The organism is Amycolatopsis sp. NBC_01286 (genome assembly GCF_035982555.1).
GTDB lineage: Bacteria > Actinomycetota > Actinomycetes > Mycobacteriales > Pseudonocardiaceae > Amycolatopsis.
This window is the reverse complement of the sequence record NZ_CP108428.1, coordinates 3,250,088-3,269,549: the sequence shown is the minus strand read 5'-3', so window position 1 is coordinate 3,269,549 and position 19,462 is coordinate 3,250,088. Positions and strand designations below refer to the sequence as shown.

The 19,462-nt window shown below is 71.7% G+C and carries 20 protein-coding genes; 6 read left to right on the top strand and 14 right to left on the bottom strand.

The genetic code is table 11. From position 1 onward, the window contains the following. Window positions 1-53 precede the first annotated feature (53 nt). The 3 genes from modA to OG570_RS15890 are packed head-to-tail and all read right to left on the bottom strand — an operon-like array spanning window position 54 to window position 1,783. Window positions 54-860 carry a molybdate ABC transporter substrate-binding protein gene (gene modA / locus OG570_RS15900; protein ID WP_326957270.1) on the bottom strand — a complete coding sequence of 269 codons (807 nt, stop codon included), beginning with the start codon at window positions 858-860 and terminating at the stop codon, window positions 54-56. Continuing rightward, complete coding sequence (locus OG570_RS15895) at window positions 857-1,261, bottom strand: TOBE domain-containing protein (RefSeq protein ID WP_326957268.1); 405 nt, start codon at window positions 1,259-1,261, stop codon at window positions 857-859. The genes modA and OG570_RS15895 overlap by 4 nt, the downstream gene beginning before the upstream one ends. 33 nt (window positions 1,262-1,294) lie before the next feature. Beyond that, window positions 1,295-1,783, bottom strand: a complete 489-nt coding sequence (locus tag OG570_RS15890) for a MarR family winged helix-turn-helix transcriptional regulator (RefSeq protein WP_247058507.1) — start codon at window positions 1,781-1,783, stop codon at window positions 1,295-1,297. Between the two features lie 172 nt (window positions 1,784-1,955). On the opposite strand from OG570_RS15890, the gene moaA reads away from it, so the two are divergent. The 3 genes from moaA to OG570_RS15875 all read left to right on the top strand — a co-directional run bounded on the left by moaA (window position 1,956) and on the right by OG570_RS15875 (window position 4,764). Beyond that, window positions 1,956-2,963, top strand: coding sequence for a GTP 3',8-cyclase MoaA (moaA, locus tag OG570_RS15885; protein ID WP_247058509.1), 1,008 nt, complete (start codon window positions 1,956-1,958; stop codon window positions 2,961-2,963). A gap of 1 nt (window position 2,964) precedes the next feature. Next, window positions 2,965-3,225 carry a MoaD/ThiS family protein gene (locus OG570_RS15880; protein WP_247058511.1) on the top strand — a complete coding sequence of 87 codons (261 nt, stop codon included), beginning with the start codon at window positions 2,965-2,967 and terminating at the stop codon, window positions 3,223-3,225. A gap of 888 nt (window positions 3,226-4,113) precedes the next feature. Continuing rightward, window positions 4,114-4,764, top strand: a complete 651-nt coding sequence (locus OG570_RS15875; protein WP_326957266.1) for a transglycosylase family protein — start codon at window positions 4,114-4,116, stop codon at window positions 4,762-4,764. A gap of 88 nt (window positions 4,765-4,852) precedes the next feature. Here OG570_RS15875 and OG570_RS15870 read toward each other — a convergent pair whose 3' ends face one another. Continuing rightward, entirely contained in the window at window positions 4,853-5,323 is a 471-nt protein-coding gene (locus OG570_RS15870; RefSeq protein WP_326957264.1) for a MarR family winged helix-turn-helix transcriptional regulator, read from the bottom strand. 55 nt (window positions 5,324-5,378) lie between these two features. Between OG570_RS15870 and OG570_RS15865 the strand changes: the two genes are divergently transcribed. After that, on the top strand, window positions 5,379-5,822 hold the full coding sequence (locus OG570_RS15865; RefSeq protein WP_326957262.1) for a nitroreductase/quinone reductase family protein: 444 nt from the start codon (window positions 5,379-5,381) through the stop codon (window positions 5,820-5,822). Between the two features lie 7 nt (window positions 5,823-5,829). Here OG570_RS15865 and OG570_RS15860 read toward each other — a convergent pair whose 3' ends face one another. From OG570_RS15860 to OG570_RS15845, 4 genes are all read right to left on the bottom strand, one after another. Further along, window positions 5,830-6,750, bottom strand: coding sequence for a molybdenum cofactor biosynthesis protein MoaE (locus tag OG570_RS15860; protein WP_326944713.1), 921 nt, complete (start codon window positions 6,748-6,750; stop codon window positions 5,830-5,832). Beyond that, complete coding sequence (gene moaC, locus OG570_RS15855) at window positions 6,747-7,217, bottom strand: cyclic pyranopterin monophosphate synthase MoaC (protein WP_247058521.1); 471 nt, start codon at window positions 7,215-7,217, stop codon at window positions 6,747-6,749. Before moaC ends, OG570_RS15860 begins: the two co-directional genes overlap by 4 nt. A gap of 190 nt (window positions 7,218-7,407) precedes the next feature. Next, window positions 7,408-8,796, bottom strand: coding sequence for an NAD-dependent malic enzyme (locus tag OG570_RS15850; protein WP_247058523.1), 1,389 nt, complete (start codon window positions 8,794-8,796; stop codon window positions 7,408-7,410). A gap of 103 nt (window positions 8,797-8,899) precedes the next feature. Continuing rightward, window positions 8,900-9,079 carry a hypothetical protein gene (locus tag OG570_RS15845; protein ID WP_247058525.1) on the bottom strand — a complete coding sequence of 60 codons (180 nt, stop codon included), beginning with the start codon at window positions 9,077-9,079 and terminating at the stop codon, window positions 8,900-8,902. A 91-nt stretch (window positions 9,080-9,170) separates the two neighbouring features. On the opposite strand from OG570_RS15845, the gene OG570_RS15840 reads away from it, so the two are divergent. Both OG570_RS15840 and OG570_RS15835 read left to right on the top strand, forming a co-directional pair. Continuing rightward, window positions 9,171-11,408: a helicase-associated domain-containing protein gene (locus tag OG570_RS15840; RefSeq protein WP_326957259.1), complete on the top strand. Its 2,238-nt coding sequence runs from the start codon at window positions 9,171-9,173 to the stop codon at window positions 11,406-11,408. Window positions 11,409-11,489: 81 nt separating this feature from the next. Beyond that, a complete protein-coding gene (locus OG570_RS15835; protein ID WP_326957257.1) occupies window positions 11,490-12,059 on the top strand; it encodes a hypothetical protein in 570 nt (189 codons plus the stop codon). 79 nt (window positions 12,060-12,138) lie between these two features. Here OG570_RS15835 and OG570_RS15830 read toward each other — a convergent pair whose 3' ends face one another. From OG570_RS15830 to OG570_RS15805, 6 genes are all read right to left on the bottom strand, one after another. After that, window positions 12,139-13,125, bottom strand: a complete 987-nt coding sequence (locus OG570_RS15830; protein ID WP_326957255.1) for a DUF742 domain-containing protein — start codon at window positions 13,123-13,125, stop codon at window positions 12,139-12,141. Between the two features lie 6 nt (window positions 13,126-13,131). After that, the gene (locus OG570_RS15825; protein ID WP_247063729.1) at window positions 13,132-13,548 is read right to left on the bottom strand and encodes a roadblock/LC7 domain-containing protein; all 417 of its coding nucleotides are present in this window, start codon (window positions 13,546-13,548) and stop codon (window positions 13,132-13,134) included. Between the two features lie 394 nt (window positions 13,549-13,942). Then, on the bottom strand, window positions 13,943-14,551 hold the full coding sequence (locus OG570_RS15820) for a GTP-binding protein (RefSeq protein ID WP_247017872.1): 609 nt from the start codon (window positions 14,549-14,551) through the stop codon (window positions 13,943-13,945). Then, a complete protein-coding gene (locus OG570_RS15815) occupies window positions 14,532-15,329 on the bottom strand; it encodes a DUF742 domain-containing protein (protein WP_326944717.1) in 798 nt (265 codons plus the stop codon). Before OG570_RS15815 ends, OG570_RS15820 begins: the two co-directional genes overlap by 20 nt. 25 nt (window positions 15,330-15,354) lie before the next feature. Further along, a complete protein-coding gene (locus OG570_RS15810) occupies window positions 15,355-15,816 on the bottom strand; it encodes a roadblock/LC7 domain-containing protein (protein ID WP_247063745.1) in 462 nt (153 codons plus the stop codon). Window positions 15,817-15,836: 20 nt separating this feature from the next. Further along, the gene (locus OG570_RS15805; protein WP_326951684.1) at window positions 15,837-19,085 is read right to left on the bottom strand and encodes a sensor histidine kinase; all 3,249 of its coding nucleotides are present in this window, start codon (window positions 19,083-19,085) and stop codon (window positions 15,837-15,839) included. Window positions 19,086-19,462 lie beyond the last annotated feature (377 nt).

Here is a 19,462-nt window from a genome sequence, read left to right as displayed (position 1 = left end):
GAACCCGCGAACGGCCGGCCGGGGACTTCCCCGGCCGGCCGTTCACGAGGTACTTACGCCGCAGGGCCGAACCCGACCTTCGTCAGCTCCGCCTTGCCCTCCGCGCCGAGCACGAACTCGTCGAACTCCTTGGCCAGTGCGCTCTGCCCGCCCTTGACCGCGGCGATCGGGTAGTTGTTGATCGCGCCGCTCGCCTCGGGGAAGTCGACCTTGTCGACCTTGCCCGCGGCGGACGTGGCGTCGGTCACGTAGACCAGGCCCGCGTCGGCGTCCCCGGACTGGACCTTGGCGAGCACCTGCTTGACGTCCTGCTCCTCGCTCTTCGGCTTGAGCGTGACGCCGGTGCTCGTCTCGACCTTCTTCGTCGCCGAGCCGCACGGCACCTGCGCGGCGCAGGTCACCACGGTCAGCCCGGCCTTGTTCAGGTCGGCGAACGTCTTGATGCCCTTGGGGTTGCCCGGGGCGACGGCGATGGCGAGCTTGTTCGTGGCGAACACGGTCGGCTGGCCGTCGATCACCCCGCCCTGCACGGCCTTGTCCATGTTGGCCTGGTCGGCGGAGGCGAAGACGTCGGCCTTCGCGCCGTTGGTCAGCTGCTGGACCAGACCGGACGAACCGGCGAAGCTGAACTTCACGGTGACGCCGGAGTGCGCGGCTTCGAACTCCTTGCCGAGCGCGGTGAACGACTCGGTGAGGGACGCGGCGGCGAACACGGTCAGCGTGCCGCCGGCCTCGCCGGCGCCCTTGGGCGCCGGCGCGCTGGCCGACGACCCGCCGGGCTGCGTGCTGGGCTCGTCCGAGCTGCTGCACGCGCCCGCGAACAGAGCGACGGCCGCAACGGCGAGAGCAAGCTTCTTCATCGACTTCCTTCCGGTGTCTCCACCACGACAGTGGTCGCCTTGACCACCGCGACCGCGAGCACCCCCGGGCGCAGGCCCAGCTCGCGTACGGCTTCCGTACTCATCAGGGACACCACACGGTGTGCCCCGCACTGCAGTTCCACCTGGGCCATCACCTTGTCGGCGACGACCTCGGTGACCAGCCCGACGAACTTGTTGCGGGCGGAGCGGCCGACCGAAGACGGGTCGTCGGGGCCGCTCGCCTGGGCACGGGCGAACCCGGCCAGCTGGGCACCGTCCACGACCTTGCGGCCGGCGGCGTCGTCGGTGGCGGTCAGCTGGCCCGCGCGCACCCAGCGGCGGACCGTGTCGTCACTGACCCCGAGCAGGCGCGCGGCCTCGGACAACCGAAATTGCGGCATAGCGCAGACATTATCGCCGCAGTTGAGGAAAAGCTACGCGGGGCGCGAATTGTGCATGATCTCGGCGCGCAGCTGTTCCAGCATGACATTCTGATAACGCTCGATGACTTTTCGTTCGGCCGGTGAGAACTGCGCGAGGCTCTCGCGAAGCCCGTCGAAGGCTGACTGGAAGAGCGGCGCGTAGCGCTCGGCGGCCCCGGGCACGACCTCGACGAGGACCTTGCGCCGGTCCTCCGGGTCGCGGACGCGGCGGACCAGCCCGACCTTCTCCAGCCGGTCGATGACGCCCGTGACCGCGCCGGTCGACAGCCCGGTGAGCTCGGCGATCCGGCCCGCGGTGAGCGGCCCGGCCGCCTGTCCGACCAGGTCGAACGTCTTGTGGTCGGTACCGGACAGGCCCATCCGCTCGGCGATCCTGGCGTGCCGGAGTACGGTCAGCGTGCTGCTTTCGCGACCCAATTCCGCGAAGCGGAAGAGTTCCGCTTCGGGCACCGGGTACGGCTTTTCCGTCGTGCTCGACATCACGAGTCCTTCTCCCGGCGTGCCGACCGGGGTAGTTCGGCCGCTGAACCACTCACTCCGCAAAGTATCCTAGCGATCACCTCGCTTCGCGCGTTCCAGAGTTAGGCTGTGCGTAATGACGGCAGTGGATCTCGGGTTTCCTCGCGTCCCCGGTACACGAGGTTCGTCTCGTGTGCCCCGACCCGAGAACCCACGACTCATCGACACCTTCGGCCGGGTGGCCACCGATCTGCGGGTTTCCCTGACGGATCGGTGCAATCTGCGCTGCACCTACTGCATGCCCGCCGAGGGCCTCGACTGGATGCCGGGCGAGGAAGTCCTGACCGACGACGAGCTGGTCCGGCTGATGCGGATCGCCGTCGAGATGCTGGGCGTCACCGACATCCGGCTCACCGGCGGTGAACCGCTGCTGCGGCCGGGCCTCGAGGACCTCGTCGCGCGGATCACGGCGCTCGAGCCGCGGCCCCGGCTGTCCATGACCACCAACGGGATCGGCCTGGCCAAGCGCGCGAAGGACCTCGCGGCCGCCGGGCTGGCCCGGATCAACGTCTCGCTCGACACCGTCGACCCCGCCACCTTCCTCGAGATCACCCGGCGCGACCGGCTCTCGCACGTGCTGGCCGGCATGGCCGCCGCGCGTGACGCCGGGATGACACCGGTCAAGGTCAACGCCGTGCTGATGCGGGGCGTCAACGACACCGAAGCCGTGGCGCTGCTGAAGTTCTGCCTCGCCGAGGGCTACCACCTGCGGTTCATCGAGCAGATGCCGCTGGACGCCCAGCACGGCTGGAACCGCGGCGAGATGATCACCGCGTCGGAGATCCTCGGGATGCTGGGCACGGAGTTCTCGCTGAGCCCGTTCCCGGTGTCCCGCGGCGGGGCGCCGGCCGAGCGCTGGCTGGTCGACGGCGGCCCCGGCGACGTCGGCGTGATCGCGTCGGTGACCCGGCCGTTCTGCGCCGCCTGCGAGCGGACCCGGCTGACCGCGGACGGCGCGGTGCGCTCCTGCCTGTTCAGCAACGACGAGACCGACCTGCGCGCCCTCGTGCGCGCGGGTGTGCGCGATGAAGAAGTGGCGGACGCCTGGCGGGCGACAATGTGGGGGAAGCTCGCGGGGCACGAGATCAACGACGCCGGGTTCGCACAGCCGATCCGGCCGATGAGCGCGATCGGCGGCTGAGATGACGACCCTGACCATCGTGGTCCGGTACTTCGCCGCGGCGCGCGCCGCGGCCGGTGAAGAAGAGGAGAAGGTGCAGCTGCCTTCGAACGCTTCGGTCGCCGACGCCGTGGCCGAGCTGCGCCGCCTCCACCCGGAGCGGCTGCCGCGGGTCCTGGAGGCCGTCAGCTACCTGCTCGACGGCATCGCGGTCCGCGACCTCACCCGCCGCCTCAAGGACGGCGCCGAGCTGGACGTCCTCCCGCCCTTCGCCGGCGGCTGACCTTCTCCTCTACATAAGGGCGCCGTCCCGCGTGCTGCCCCGCTGATCCCGCGTCTCTCCTATAGATAGGTGCGCCGGCCCTCCGCGTACGCGAACCGCCCGGCCGGGCGGGCCACTTCCCCTCCCCCGATAACCGCCGACCGCTCGGGTACGGCAGCCGACCGCTCGCCGACGCGGGTCCGGCGCCGCGGCGTGGCACCCCGCCGCGGCCGGGCGTTCGCGGGACGCTGAATCCGCGGTCGATCCCACTCCGTCCGGTGACCCGTCTCGCCTGGTCGGACACGGTCCGTCGCCCCCGCCGGCACCCGCCGCCCGGACGGACGCCTCCGACCGTGCTCGCAAACCCCTCGAACAGGTGGGGCCGGAGTTACTCATGGGGCACCAGAGGCCACTGTCAAGTCTGGCGAACCGCCGGGGGACTCCATAAGATGCGCCCCCCATTCGTGAACCGGGCGGCCCGAAAGGGCCATTCACTGCGCAAAACACGTGATGCAAGCCTCACGATCCGTGCTTTGTCTCGGCAAGGAAACGGACAGATAACGGCCCTCTGACCTGCGTAGACACCCACATCGACGGGGGTTGCGTGCTGTTACTGTGACGTAGGTCACGCCCCGAATAATTTCCGATCACGGTCATCGTTACGTACCGTCGCTAATCGGCTGGCCCCGACCAGTCACGCAACACCGGGAATCCGTAGCGCCTAGCCCTGTCCGACGGATACCCGGACCCATACCCCGAGCGAAAGCATTTCCGGACAGGGACGAGGGGACGAGGACGACGCGTCGTGCGTCGGAGCCGTCTGCCGGTCTGAGAGGGCCGGCGCCAGGACCCCGATCCTGACCCTCAGCACAAGTCTCGTAGGCGCAGGGAAGCCTGAGAAGCATTCAGATGTCTTACCGAGGCAAGCACCGCAAGATGTCCGCTGCCACCCGCACCGTCGCTCGCGTCGCCATCGCGGGCATCGCGGTCGGCGCCCCCCTCGCGATCGCCGCGACCCCCGCGTCGGCGACGAACTGGGACGCGATCGCGCAGTGTGAGAGCGGCGGCAACTGGAGCATCAACACCGGCAACGGCTACTACGGCGGCCTGCAGTTCACGCAGAGCACCTGGAAGGCCTACGGCGGCACCGGCAGCGCCCAGGGCGCGTCGCGTGACCAGCAGATCGCCGTGGCCGAGCGCGTTCTACAGGGCCAGGGCATCGGCGCCTGGCCGGTCTGCGGCAAGAAGGGCGGCGGCGGTTCGTCGACGGCCCCGCGGACCGCGAAGACCACCACGCCCAAGAAGGTGACTCCCAAGAAGAGCACCCCGGTGGCCCCGAAGCAGGCCGCGACCCCCAAGCAGGCCGCAGCCCCGTCGGCGACCGGCGTGAGCAGCTCGAACCCGGCCGGTGACTACACCGTCGTGGCGGGCGACACGCTGTCCAAGATCGCCAAGCAGTTCAGCGTCACCGGCGGCTACCAGAAGCTGCAGGACCTGAACGCGAAGTACATCCCGAACGCGGACATGATCCTCGTCGGGCAGAAGATCGCCACCAAGTGACGATCGCGCAGTGATGCGCAGGTCCGGCCTCGAGCCGTGACATCGGGAACCCTCCACCGCCAATCCCCCGGGCGGTGGAGGGTTCTTGTCATTCGCCCCGGACCCGGCGCGCTTGCGCGAGCTGCAGCCGCTCGCCGCGGCGCAGCAGGTCGATGATGAACACCAGTTCTTCCGCGGAGTACCGCTCGAGCAGCTCACGCCCGGCCCGTTCGACCGGTGCGTAGACCTCCTCCAGCAGGTCCACCGCGCGCGGGGTCAGCTCCACCACCGCCCGGCGCCGATCCTCGGCGTCGGTTTTTCGCGTCAGGTGCCCGGCGTGGATCAGCCGCTGGATCGCCGTCGTCGTCGCGGCCGGGCTCAGTCCGGCCGCCGTGGCCAGCCCGCCGGCCGTCAGCGTGCCCGCCGTCATGACCAGGCCGATGATCCGCAGATCCGTCCGGTTGACGCCGAACGCCGCCGCCGCGGCCTCGTCGACCAGGTCGTCGGCCGCGCCGAAGTCGGCCGCGGCGTGGGTGGCCTCGGCGATCAGCTCGGCCCGGGACGGCAGTTGTTTCGACACTCGAAAGAGTCTACCTTGACGGGCAACTCCTTCGATCGTCGAAAGGTTTGCTCTCGTGACGACCCTCCCCGGCTGGCTGCGGCCCGCCAACCGGCTCATCCGCCTGCTGACGCGGGCCGGGCTGCCCCTCGGCACCATCCACGTCCTGACGGTCCCGGGCCGCCGCTCGGGCGCGCCGCGGGCCACGCCGGTCTCCCCGCTGACCGTCGGCGGCCACCGCTACGTCATCGCCGGGCTGCCGGAGTCCGACTGGGCACGCAACGTCCGCGCCGCGGGCCGCGGTGAGCTCGCGCGCGGCCGCCGCCGGCAGCCGGTGACGCTCACCGAGGTCACCGACCCCGGCCTGCGCCGCGAGGTCGTGCGGGCTTTCCCGCGCGAGGTCCCGCACGGGGTGCCGATGTTCGTCAAGCTGGGCATCGTCACGAAAGCGGACCCGGACGAGTTCGCCGCGGCGGCCGACCGGGTCGCGGTCTTCCGGATCGCTCCTGCGGCGGGCTGACCGCGCGTCAGGGCGAGTTGACCCACTCGTCCGTGCCGTCGGTGAAGTGCTGGTGCTTCCAGACCGGAAGCCGGGCCTTGACCTCGTCCACCAGCTCCGCGCACGCCGTGAACGCCTGGCCGCGGTGCTCGGCCGCCACCGCGATCGCCAGCGCGACGTCGCCGATCGTCAGCGCGCCGATGCGGTGGCTGACCGCGACCGCCCGGACGCCGGTCCAGCGGGCCGACAGGTCGGCCACGACGTCCGCGATGACCTGGCTCGCGCTCGGGTGGCCCTCGTAGGTCAGGTCGCGCACGCCCTTGCCGCCGTCGTGGTCGCGGACCACGCCGGCGAACGTCACCACCGCGCCCGCGGCGTCGTCCTCGACCAGGCGGGCGTGCTCCTCGACCGAGAGCGGCTCCGAGGCCACCAGCGCCCGCGCGACGCGGACCGCCGGGCCCGTGGGGACCGCGCGCGGGTGGTCGCCGCCGGCCAGCTGGTCGACGGCGTGGTCCAGGATGCCGTCGAGGACACCCAAACCGTCCTTGACGCCGCCGCTGGAGCCCGGGAGGTTCACGACGAGGGTCCTCCCCGCAACCCCGGCCACACCGCGTGAGAGGACCGCTGAGGGCACCTTGGGCAGGCCCGCCGCGCGGATCGCGTCCGCGACGCCCGGCAGCTCGTGGTCCAGGACCGCCTTCGTGACGTCCGGGGTGCGATCGGTCGGGGAGATCCCGGTGCCGCCGGTGGTGAGCACGACGGCCACGCCGTCGGCCAGCGCGGCCCGCAGCGCCACCCCGACCGGGTCGCCGTCCTCGACCACGACCGGCGCCGGGACGTCGTACCCGCGATCGGCCAGCCAGGCGGCGATCACCGGGCCGGTCTTGTCCTCGTAGATCCCCTTCGCGGCGCGGTTGGACGCCACGATCACCCGCGCAGTGCGCTTCACGGCCGCTCCCAGGTCCCGGTCTTGCCGCCGTCCTTGCGGAGCAGGCGGACCTCGTCCAGCGTCGCCGCCGGATCGACGGCCTTGATCATGTCGTGCACGGTCAGCCCGGCCACGGCCACCGCGGTCAGCGCCTCCATCTCGACGCCGGTGACGTCGGTGGTCTTGGCGGTCGCGCGGATCCGCACCTCGGCCTCGCCGAGCTCGAACTCGACCTTGACCCCGGACAACGCGATCTGGTGGCACAGCGGGATCAGCTCGGGCACCCGCTTGGCGCCCATGATCCCGGCGATCCGCGCGGTGGCCAGCGCGTCACCCTTCGGGAGGCCGTCGGTGGCGAGCAGCCGGAGCACCTCGGCGGTGGTCCGCACGGTGCCGGCCGCGAGCGCGGTGCGCGCGGAGGCGGTCTTGCCGGAGACGTCGACCATCCGGGCGGCGCCGGTCTCGTCGACGTGGCTGAGTTCACTCACCAGCCGAGGCTACTTTCCGCCGGTGCCGGGCGAAGAGCAGGTGACCGGTTTCGCACCGGCGCCGCGAGCTGGGGGTCCCGGGCGCCGGTGCTCGCCGGTTGGTCTCTTGGGACGGCCAAGAGCCTAGGGCGCGCGGAACACCGCCGTCGTCCGTCCGGAGACGGATTCGAAGATCAGCCGAAATGGTGACTCAGCGCTCGGCGCGGACGGCCTTGCGCACCGCCTCGGCGACCGCGGGCGCCACCGCGCTGTCGAACACGCTCGGCACGATGAACGACGCGTTGAGCTTGCCGTTGTCGACGACGTCGGCGATCGCGTCGGACGCGGCCAGCAGCATGTCGTCGTCGATGTTGTTGGCGTGCGCGTCGAGCAGGCCGCGGAAGACGCCCGGGAAGGCCAGCACGTTGTTGATCTGGTTCGGGAAGTCGCTGCGGCCGGTCGCGACGACGGCCGCGTGCTGCTGCGCCTCGAGCGGGTCGATCTCCGGGTCCGGGTTGGCCAGCGCGAAGACGACCGCGTCGTCCTTCATGGTCGCGACCTGCTCGGCGCCGAACAGGTTGGGCGCCGAGACGCCGATGAAGACGTCCGCGCCGACCAGGGCCTCGTGCAGGGTGCCGCTGACCTGCTCGGCGTTGGTGTGCGACGCGATCCAGGTCAGGTTGTCGTCGAGGTTGCCGCGCGCGGAGTGGACGATGCCGTCGATGTCCGCGGCGACGATGTCGCCCGGGTTCTTGCGCAGCAGCAGCCGGATGATCGCCGAGCCGGCCGCGCCGACGCCGCTGACCACGATCTTGCAGTCCTCGATGTTCTTCTTGACCACGCGCAGAGCGTTGCGCAGCGCGGCGACGACCACGATCGCGGTGCCGTGCTGGTCGTCGTGGAACACCGGGATGTCCAGCTGCTCGCGCAGCCGCTTCTCGATCTCGAAGCAGCGCGGCGCGGCGATGTCCTCGAGGTTGATGCCCGCGTAGACCGGCGCGAGCGCCTTGACGATCATGATGATCTCTTCGGTGTCCTGGGTGTCCAGGCAGACCGGCCAGGCGTCGACGTCGGCGAACTTCTTGAACAGCGCCGCCTTGCCCTCCATCACCGGCAGCGCCGCGGCGGGGCCGATGTTGCCCAGGCCGAGCACGGCGGACCCGTCGGTGACCACCGCGACGGTGTTGCGCTTGATGGTCAGCCGCCGGGCGTCCTCGGGGTTCGCCGCGATCGCCTGGCAGACGCGCGCGACGCCCGGGGTGTAGGCGCGGGAGAGGTCGTCACGGTTGCGGAGCGCGACCTTGGGGGTGACCTCGATCTTGCCGCCGAGGTGGATCAGGAACGTCCGGTCGGAGACCTTGCGGACCTTGACGCCGGGCAGCGAGTCGAGCGTCTGGGTGATGTCGTTCGCGTGGTTCTCCGACAGCGCGTTGGCGCTGATGTCGACCACGATCGAGTCGGAGTGGGACTCCACGACGTCGAACGCGGTCAGCACGCCACCGACGCGCCCGACGGCGGTGGTGAGGTCACCGGCCGCGCTGGACGAGGCCGGGGCCTCGACCCGGACGGTGATCGAATATCCGGGACCGGGAACCGGCATGGCTTACTCCCACGTGGGAAAGAGGGCTTGGGACGGGAGCGAACCTACTCCCGTGACCGCCCTCACGAGGCCCCGATACCGGTACTGACCAGTAACTATGCGATCAGCGGTTGATCTCGGTCTCGGGGTGCACGTAGGGCACCGTGTCGAGCGGGAACGTGAGGTCCCCGAACGGCGACAGCGCGCCCTGGCGGTCCGACGCCAGTTCGGTCACGGGGTGCTCACCGGCCTCGCCCGGCCAGGTCGGGTCGACACCCTTGTGCTTCTTCTCGCCCTTGGCCACAACGTCCTCCCACACAGCCGTCCTTGTTCTCGGGGACAGTCTGCCCGAGCCGAGGCGAGCTCGGCCAACCGCCCGGTACCCTGGTCCTTCTATGCCCGCGACCTCCTTGGCGGACTGGCTGCGTGCGGAGCCCGACGCCGCACTCGCAGAGCTGCTCCGCACGCGTCGCGACTTGTCGACGCCGCCGCCCTCCGACAGCACGGTGCTGGCCACCCGCGCCGGCACCCCGGGCTCGGTCGCGCGTGCCTGCGAAGACCTCGACACCGTCACCCTGGCCGTGCTCGAAGCGTGCCTGCTGACCGGCGCGGACCGCGACCCCGTGCCGGTCGAGAACGTCGCGAAGCTGGTCGGCGCCGACATCGCGGCGCCGTTGACCCGGCTCCGCGCGCGGGCGCTGGTCTGGGGCTCGGACGACGCGCTGCGCGTGCCGCCCGCGGTCCGGGAGGCGCTCGGGCCGTTCCCGGCCGGGCTGGGCACGCCGTCGCCGGCACTGGCCGGCGAAGACCTCGAGGCGCGGCTGGCCGAGCTGTCCGACGACGAACGCGGCGTGCTGAACGCGCTGGCCGCGGGCCCGCCGATCGGCCGCACCCGCGACGCGGGGATCGACCTCACGCTGAAGAAGGCCGAAACGCCGGTGCAGAAGCTGCTCGCCCGCGGGCTGCTGCTGCGGCGCGACGACCAGACCGTCGAGCTGCCGATGGAGCTCGGCGTCGCGGTGCGCGGCGGGGTGTTCGGACCGGGCACGCTCACCGAGCCCGAGCTGCCGGTGCACCCGCACCGGGCGTCCACTCTGGACGAAGCCGCGGCCGGTGAGGCGATGGAGTTCCTGCGCCACACCGAATCCCTGCTCCGCGGGTGGTCGGCGGCGCCGCCCCCGGTGCTCAAGTCGGGCGGCCTCGGCGTGCGCGAGCTGAAGAAGCTGGCCAAGGACCTCGAGATCGACGAGACGCAGGCGACACTGCTGGCCGAGCTGGCCGTCGGGGCCGGGCTCGTCGCGGACAGCGAGGCGAGCGTGCCCGAATGGGTGCCGACGACGCTGACCGACTCCTGGCTCGCGTCGCCGACCGCCCAGCGCTGGATGACGCTCGCGCAGGCGTGGCTCGAGCTGCCGCGGCTGCCCGGGCTCGCCGGCGGCCGCGACGCCAAGGACAAGCCGGTCGCGCCGCTGTCCGAAGAGCTCCGGCGGCCGCTGGCGCCGGTCGCGCGCCGCCGCGTGCTGGCCACGCTGGCGGCCCTGCCCGAGGGCGCCGGGGTGAAGAGCGTCGACGAGCTGGTCGCGGTGCTCGCCTGGCGGGCCCCCCGCCGTGGCGGGCGGCTGCGGGACGAGACGGTGCGCTGGACCATGGCCGAGGCGAGCGCGCTCGGCCTGGTCGGGCTCGGCGGCGTCACGACGGCGACGCGGGCGCTGCTGGCCGACGACCGCCCGGCCGCCGTCGAGGCGATCCTGGACGCGCTGCCCGCGCCGGTGAACCACGTGCTGCTCCAGGCCGACCTGACGGTGGTCGCGCCGGGGCCGCTGGAGCCGGAGCTGGCCACCGAGATGGACGCGGTCGCCGACATCGAGTCGGCCGGCCACGCGACGGTCTACCGGATCACCGAGGGCTCGGTCCGGCGCGCGCTCGACACCGGCCGGACGGCCGACGAGCTGCACGCGCTGTTCAAGGCGAAGTCCGCGACGCCGGTACCGCAGGGCCTGAGCTACCTGGTCGACGACGTCGCGCGGCGGCACGGGCGGCTGCGCGGCGGGGTCGCGGCGTCGTTCCTGCGGTGCGACGACGAGGCGCTGCTGGCCGAGGTGCTCGCCCACCCGATCGCCGCGGAGCACGACCTGCGGCTGATCGCGCCGACCGTCGTGATCAGCCCGGATCCCCTGCACGAGGTCCTGACCGGGCTGCGCGGCGCCGGGTTCGCCCCGGCCGCGGAGGGCCCGGACGGCCGGGTCGTCGACATCCGCCCCGGCGGCAGGCGGCTGCCGGCGAAGGCCCGCGCGCCCCGGCGCAACCCGGGCGAGCAGGCGGTGCTGACCGAGGACCAGGCGGAGCGGATCGTCTCCAACCTGCGCGCGGGCGACGCGGCCTCGGCGCGGCGCCGGGGTTCGACGGTCAAGGCGCCGGGCGGTGGCGGCGCGGACACGTCGGCGACGCTGGAGCTGCTGTCCCGGGCCACGCTCGAACGCCGTGAGGTCTGGATCGGCTTCGTCGACTCGCGCGGCACCGCCAGCCAGCGCGTCGTCCGCCCGATCCGCGTCGGCGGCGGGATCCTCGAAGGCGACAACAACGAGCGCTACTCCCTGCACCGCATCACCTCGGCGGCGCTGGTCGAGGACTGATCATCCGCGATCCGGTGAATCGGCACCGGACTGCGCGCCGACGTGGTAAGCCTGGGTCCTTCGGAAGTCAGGGGAGGGACCATGAAGCGAGGAACACGCGTGACCGCGGTGGCCGCGGCGGTGGTGGTGAGCGGGCTGGGGTTCGCCGGGCCGGCGAGCGCCGTCGGACCGCCGGTCTACACGAAGTACGCGGTCGTGGGCACCACGCACGTCGCGAAGCCCGACGCGAACGTGAAGCTCGGGCCGGGGACGGTCGAGATGTACACCGACATCGGGCCCTACACCTACTACGGGACGTTCACGCTGCCGCCGGCGCGGGTCACGAGCGGCGCGGTCAGCGCCACGGTGACGCTCGGCCCGGCCCGCGTCGAAGGCTCGTCGTTCGGCGGGTTCACGGGCACCGCGACCTGGCCCGTGCGCGTCTCGAACGTCACGGTCGGCGGCGCCCCGTACGACGTCGGCCCCGCGTGCGGCACCGCCCAGCCGGTGACGACGGAGATCACGTCGGCCGACTTCACGCTCTCGACCGGCGGGCACCTGACGTCGACTTACACGATCGGCACCTTCGCGAACTGCGGTCCGGGGACGGCCCTGGTCAACGCGGCGGTCCCGGGGCCGGGCAACACGCTGGCCCTGACCCTCACGCCCTGAGTCTGCCGCAGCTTGTCGTGAGTGGTTAGGGCGGTTCTAACCGCCCTAACCACTCACGACGGGTGTGGCGCAGGTCGGGCTACAGGGCCCGCAGGCCCGCCAGGACGCGTTCCATGAAGTCGCGGGACGAGCGGTCGCCCAGGATCAGCTCGGTGTGGTGGACCAGCACCAGCCCGATGTCGGCCATGTCCCCGACCAGCACCTTCACCACGCCCAGCGGCAGCCGCAGGTGCGCGGCGATCTCCGCGATCGACCGCGTGTCGAGGCACAGGTCGCAGATCCGGCGGTGCTCGACCGACCGGACACCGCGGTAGCGGCGGCCGTCGTCGGACGTCGAGACCAGGGCCTCGAGCGCCAGGTTGTGGTCGGACCGGGTGCGGCCACCGGTGCGGGTGTACGGGCGCACCCGCGAGCCGGCCGAAGCCACCGGGACCGGGCTCGCCACGCGTGCGGCGGGCTCGTTCCAGGGGGCCGGTTCGTCGTAGCCGTAGGGCTCGGGCGGCTGCGGGATCCAGCGGGTCTCCGGGTCCGGCGGCGGCGTCCAGCCGGCGCGCGGGTCGACCGGCGGGGCCCACGACGGCGCGGGCGCCTGGGCCCGGGGCCGGGACGCGGGCGGGCGCGGGGCCGGCGGCCGGGGCGCGGGCGGGCGCGGAGCCGGGGCACGGCCCGCGCCACGCGGCGGCGTCCAGGTCTCCACCGGCGGCGGTTCCGGCTCGTAGCGTGGCTCGTCCCGCCATTCCGGCCGGCCGGCGGCGTGCCCGCCGTCGTCGTAACCGGAGTGGTAGCCGGTGTCGTAACCGTCGTCCTGGTAAGCGTCGTCTTCGTAGCCGTCATCGGGGGTCGCGGCCGCCGAGGAGCCCCATTCGCGGGTGTCCTCGTCGGTGTAGCCCTGCGGGTCCGGCCGCGGCTGCGGAGGCGGCGGCGTCTGCCGCTTCCGGCGCGGCATGATCGTCGACAACGTCGACATGTCGAACTTGCTCGGCGAATCGAAACCCTCGCGCTCGGTGCCGCGGTGCAGTGCGTCCCAGCCGGTGGAGTCCGGATCGTCGAATCCCGAAATCCTCATCGTGTCCTACCCACGCACGCCGCCCTGCAGCTGCGCGCGCAGCTCGGGGGTGATCTGCTGGCCGACCTGCTCGACGAGCAGGGTCATCTCGTACGCGACCGTGCCGATGTCACACGTCGGCGCGGCCAGCACCGCCAGCGACGAGCCGTCCGAAACGGACATCAGGAACAAGTAGCCGCGCTCCATCTCCACTACCGTCTGGTTGACCCCGCCCGCCTCGAAACAGCGTGCGGCTCCGTGCGTCAGGCTGAGCAGTCCGGAGGCCACCGCGGACAGCTGCTCGGCGCGCTCCTGGGGCAGTCCTTCCGACGGCGCCAGCAGCAGGCCGTCGGCGGACACCAGCACGGCGTGGGCGGCGCCGGGTACCCGGCGCACGAACTCCGTCATGAGCCAGCCGAACGTGCCCTGGCCGGATGCCGTCACCACTACCCCTCCTTGCTCGTGCCGCGCCGCGCGCCGCACACCGGAGTGGCCGGTCGACGGCGCCTCCCTCAAGCGTATTCGCACCGACGGCGGTGTCGAGTCCGCGACCGGATGGCCGCCGCGCACTCTACGTGTGCGCATGCTCGCGCACCGCATTGACCCGGACGGGTCCACGCGTTCGAGCGACACTCCGCGCCGCCGGCGACGATGCGTGGCGACGCGGTGTCCGCGCAGGTCAGCCGAGGTCCGGGCAGTCCAGCGGGACGGCCCGGCCGTCGACGGTGCCGAACGCGCCGCCCCGAGCCCCGCTCCGGACGGCGGCCGCTTCCCCCGAGGTGGGTGAAGCACGTGGAGTTCACTCCAACGGCCGCATCCGGTTCGGGGCGTCATCGGGCTATCCCGCGCGCAACGCCGAATCGTGCGCGATCGCGTGCTGGACGACCGAGATCAGCACCTGCTTGGCGGAGTCGCGCTCGCGCGCGTCACACGCCATGATCGGGACCGACGGCGCGATGGTCAGCGCGTGCCGGACGTCCTCGATCTGGTGGTGCAGCAACCGGTCGAAGCAGTTGATGGCCACGACGTAGGGCAGCTTCCGGTTCTCGAAGAAGTCGATCGACGGGAACGCGTCGGCCAGCCGCCGCGTGTCCACGAGCACGACCGCGCCGATGGCCCCGACCGCCAGGTCGTCCCACATGAACCAGAACCGGTGCTGACCCGGCGTACCGAACACGTACAGCACCAGGTCCGAGTCCAGCGAGATGCGCCCGAAGTCCATCGCCACGGTAGTGGTGGTCTTGTTGGGCGTCGCCGAGGTGTCGTCGTGTCCGACGCTCGCCTCGGTCATCATGGCCTCGGTGGTCAGCGGGTCGATCTCCGAGATCGCCCCGACCATCGTTGTCTTCCCCGAACCGAACCCGCCGGCGACCACGATCTTGGCCGACGAGGTCGGACCCGTCACCTGCGGCGCGTTCGCGTCGGAGTCAAATTCTCCGAAGCCCACTGAGCACCCTTTCCATGAACTCGATACTCGGCCGGTCACCCACGGTCTGGCTGCTGGAGTGCACCAGCACCAGCCCGAGCCCCGCCACGTCACCAATCAACACCCGCACCACACCGAGCGGCAGCCGCAGCAGCGCCGCCACCTCGGCCACCGACCGGGTGTCGAAGCACAGGTCGCAGATCGACCGGTGTTCGGGCACCCGGACCCGGTCGAGCAACCGGCCCTGTTCGCTGGTCGAGATCAACGTCTCGATCGCCAGATCGAGTGTCGCCTTCGTCCGCCCGCGGGTCCGGAAGTACGGCCGGACCAGGCCCGACGTCTCCATCTCCGTCGGCGGCGGTGGCTCGTCGACGTACTCCTGGTGGGCCTGTCGCGGCAGCGCCGCGGCCAGCTCCCCGGAGTCCGGTCCCGACGTGTAGTCGCGCTCGCGGTCGTTGCTGTACGCGGCGAAGTCCGCCGCGTCGTACAACGGCCCGCTCGCGCCGCCGAACAGCTCCGAACCCGGACCGCCGAGCAGGCGGTCGCGGTACCCGTTGCTGCCGGGCTCGATGGGCCGGATCGGCTCCTGCCCCGCGTTCGAGTCCGTCAGCCAGTTCGGCGGTTCCCGGACGGGGTCGCTGTCGGAACCCTGGACCCGCCGTTGCCGCCACTCACGGTCGACGCGTTCCCGGAACGACTGCCAGTCCTCCCGGCCGTCGTCCGGCCCCGGCTGCTCGGACCACCCGCCGGAGAAGTCGTCACCGAGCCGGCCATCGCCCCTCAAGCGCCCGTCGTCCACGGCTCTCTCCTCGGTTCCCCGGTCGTCAGCGGCGGACCGCTGCGCCCTGCAGTTGCGCCCGCATCTCCGGTGTCAGCTGCTGGCCGACCCGCTCCACCAGCAGGGTCATCTCGTAGACGACCAAGCCGATGTCACTTTCGGGTGACCCGAGCACCGCGAGACAGGAACCGTCGGAAACCGCCATGAGGAAGAGGAAGCCGTTGGCCATCTCGACCACGGTCTGTGCGACCGTGCCGCCCTCGAACACCTTGGCCGCACCCCGCGCGAGGCTGGTGAGCCCCGACGCGACGGCCGCCAGCTGGTCCGCCCGGTCCTTCGGGAGACCGCGCGAGGCCGCCAGGAGCAGACCGTCCGCCGACACCACGACCGCGTGGGCCGCGCCGGGCACCCGGTGCACGAAATCCGTGATCAGCCAAGCGAAGCTGCCGGTATTACCCGCCTTGGCCTGCGCGGAGCCACCCGGCTGCGCGGAGCCACCCGGCTGCATTGCACCCGCCCGTGTCACTTTCACTCCTCACTGCTGTCTGTGGTGTTGCCATTCATCGGAAACACACCGTCTTCGTCCGTGCGTTCCTTCAACGCGTGCCGTCCGGACGTGTAGCCACGTTGGAAGCTTGCCATCCGGCTCCGCGCCGTGGACGCCGAGCGGGTGATCACACCCGTTCCGGGCCTCCCACCGGTGTTGTCCGCGAAGTTGTTCTGCGCCGGCGCGTCGGACGAGGGGCTGTTGATCGACCCGGGCACCAGGTAGGCGTTCGGGACGCGCTTGGGCAGCCCGGCCGGGGTGATCTCCTCGTCCTTCGCCTCCAGCAGCGACTGAGCCGCGTTCCAGCCCTCGTCGGAGGCACTGTGCCAGCCGTCGTCGGGCGGGAGAAGCGGGTGCCTCGTCGCCGCGGTCGGCTGCAGCTCGTCGACGCGCTCGGGCTCCGGCTCGCGGTCCCGGACGGGTTCGCGATCACGAACGGGTTCGCGGTCGCGGACCGGCTCACGGTCACGGACGGGCTCCCGGTCGCGAACGGGCTCGCGCTCGGTTTCGTACCGCGGTGCGGGCTCGCGACGAGCCTCGTGCCGTGGCTCGTCGGCCAGCCCGTTGAGCGGCGGCAGCATCGGGTCGGCCGCGGCGTCGGCCTGAGCCGGCACCGGATCGGCCGCGCCCGCTTCGTCGCCCTCACTGAACCAGCGTGACAGCACCGACTGGTAGATGGGCAGCCGCCGGGTGGGTACATCGTCTTCGAGCGCCGACGAGCCGACGTCCGCCACGGGTGGCGGCGGGGGCGGCTCCTCCGGCGGGACGTACTTCGGCTCGCGCTTGGGCAGCACCAGCGGCTGGAACCGGGTGTCCGCGCTGTGGCTGGCCCCGTCGCCGTTCGGCGACGGCGTCAGCGGCGCGAGGTCCTCGGCCGTCGGCCACGCGGGCGTCTCCGGCTTCGGCAGCTCCGGCGACAGGAACGGGCCTGCCGCACGCCCGCCGCTGACCAGGTCGTCCAGGCTGATCGGCTGGTCCAGCGGGACCAGCCCACCCTGGTTGGCGACCGGTTCGTGCACCGGCGGGGCCGATGGCGGCGGCGGGGTGTGGTGGTGCGTCTGCGTCTGCTCGTAGTCGGGGATCGACGGCACCGGGATGCTCGGCATCGACATCGACGTCTCGGACCGGTTCTGCGGCGGCGGCGTCTGGGTCAGCTGCTGGCGCGGCATGCCCGGGCGGAGCTGGGTGAGCAGCTCGGCCGGGACGACGACGCGGGCGATGACGCCGCCCTCGATGTCCTCGTTCTCGCGCAGCCGGACCTCGATGCCGTGGCGCTTGGCGAGCCGCGACACCACGTAGAGGCCCATTCGCCGGGTCACCGACACGTCCAGGTCCGGCGGCTCGGCGAGCCGCGCGTTGACCTCGGCCAGCCGGTCGTCGCCCATCCCGACACCGTGGTCGGTGACCTGGATGGCGAGCGCCTTCCGCCGGGTGACGACCGCCCGCACGATGACCTTCGTCTCCGGCTCGGAGAAGTAGGTCGCGTTGTCGAGCAGCTCGGCCAGGACGTGCACGAGGTCGTGGATCGCGAGGCCCTGGACCGCGACGTCGGGCACGATGCCGACCTCGATCCGGGCGTACTGCTCGATCTCGGACACCGCGGCGCCGATGACGTCGGCGGCGGGCACCGGCTTCGGCACGGACTTGGCCAGGCCGGCGCCGGAAAGCACCAGCAGGGACTCACCGTTGCGCCGCAGCCGGGTGGCCAGGTGGTCGAGCTCGAACAGGCTGGCCAAGTGGTCCGGGTCCTGCTCGTCGGCCTCGAGCCGGTCGATGACGCCGAGCTGGCGTTCCACCAGCCGCTGCGACCGGCGCGAGAGGTTCACGAAGATGCCGTTGACGTTCTCGCGCAGGAGGGCCTGCTCGGCGGCCATCTTGACGGCTTGCTCGTGGACGATGTCGAACGAGCGCGCCACCTCGCCGATCTCGTCGCGCGAGTCGACGGGCACGGGCTGGACGGCGCGTTTCGAGGCGCCGACCGGGTCCGGGTCGTCGAGGATGTTCTGCACGGTTTCGGGCAGCCGGGTGTACGCGATGTCCAGCGCGCTCTTCCGCAGCACCCGGAGCGGGCGCAGCATCAGGCGGGCGACGATGAGCATCAGCGCGATCGCGGCGGCCAGCGCGGCGAGCACGATGGCACCGCCGATCCAGGCGGAGTTGACGGCCGCGGTGGCCAGGTCGTCCGCGCGGGTCTTCAGCTGGGCCAGCAGGTTCGACTCGACGGCGTGCAGCTTGTCCGCCGAGACCGTGCTGTCCTTGCTGAGGGTCGAGGGCTCGATGCTCGGCGCCTCACCCAGCTGGGCGGAGGCGAACGCGCTGGTCTGGATCCGCCGGCGGTCGTCGACCTCCGGACCGGAGTAGGTGTCGTTGTAGAGCTGCCGCTGGTCGTCGTCGGCGTTCGCGAGGAACGAGATGACCGAGGCGTCCGCACTGGACGCCGCCGCACGCGTCTGGTCCAGGAGGTCACCGGGGAAGTTCGTGCGGTACGCCGCGATCTGCAGGTCGGCGTCCGCGCGGACGGTGAACTCCTTGGCCTCGCTGATCGCCTGCGTGCTGGTGCCGAGGCGCAGCACGTCCCGGTCGGTGACCGCGGTGGTCACCTCGCGGCCCAGCTCGATCAGCGCGTCGACGATGCCGGAGTACGCCGTCATGACGGTGATGTCCGGCAGGCCGTTCTGCGCGCCGTAGGCCGCACGCAGCGGGCGCAGCGCGTCGAGGCGCTGGATACCGCGGGCGTAGCGGTCGGTCGTGGCCTGGTCGTCGTTCTTCAACGTCGACGCGGCGCCCTTGAGGTCGGTGACCTCGCGGTCGACCTTGGCGATCTGCGCGTCCAGCCCCGTCTGCAGCAACTGGTTGGCGGACGAGATCCGCGCGACGGCCAGCGAGCGCTCGTTCTGCAGCTCGTGCACCACCGTGGTGACCTTGACCGCGAACGCGACCTGGTCGGCGGTGCGCTGGAACTCCGCCGCCTGCTGGGCGTCGTCGACCACGCGCAGTGCACCCAGCACCGACGCGGTCAGAGTAGGGATGATCAGGACTGCGGCCAGCTTGGACCGCAGCCGCCAGTCACGCATGCCGGAGAAAAATCCGGACTTCTTCCCCGGATTCGCTCCGGGCGACTGCGCAGGGGTCCCTCCCACCCCCGCGGCGTCTTCGTTCGGCACCGCCGCACCACCATCATCGTTCGTGCTCGTAAAGCCCTGGTCGGTCCAGCGCCCGCCGGGGCGCATCACGTTCTCCTCAGCCACTCGTACGCACGCTCCTGGCATACCGGCGCACCGGCCGGTCGGTCGGAGCCCAGCGCGAGACGGTACCCGTACGGGTGAAAAGATCGTCTTCGACGGGGGTGCCCGAACGCCGCCCTCGCGGGCGGAATCGGTTCAGCTGGAGCATCACGGTCGGGTCCCTGCGCTGATCTTGCATCGGTCTATGTCGGCCTATCCCACCGGCGCGGCGGCTCTGCCCGGCCTGGCTGTGGTCTCTACTGCGGGGGCGAATCTCTCAGGAAAAGCACAGCGTGTCCTGGTAGACCAATGTGGGTCTTCTTGATCGGCCATCCAGGGACTCTCTCTCACTACATCGGAGGTTGAAACCTCCCCGCAGGTGC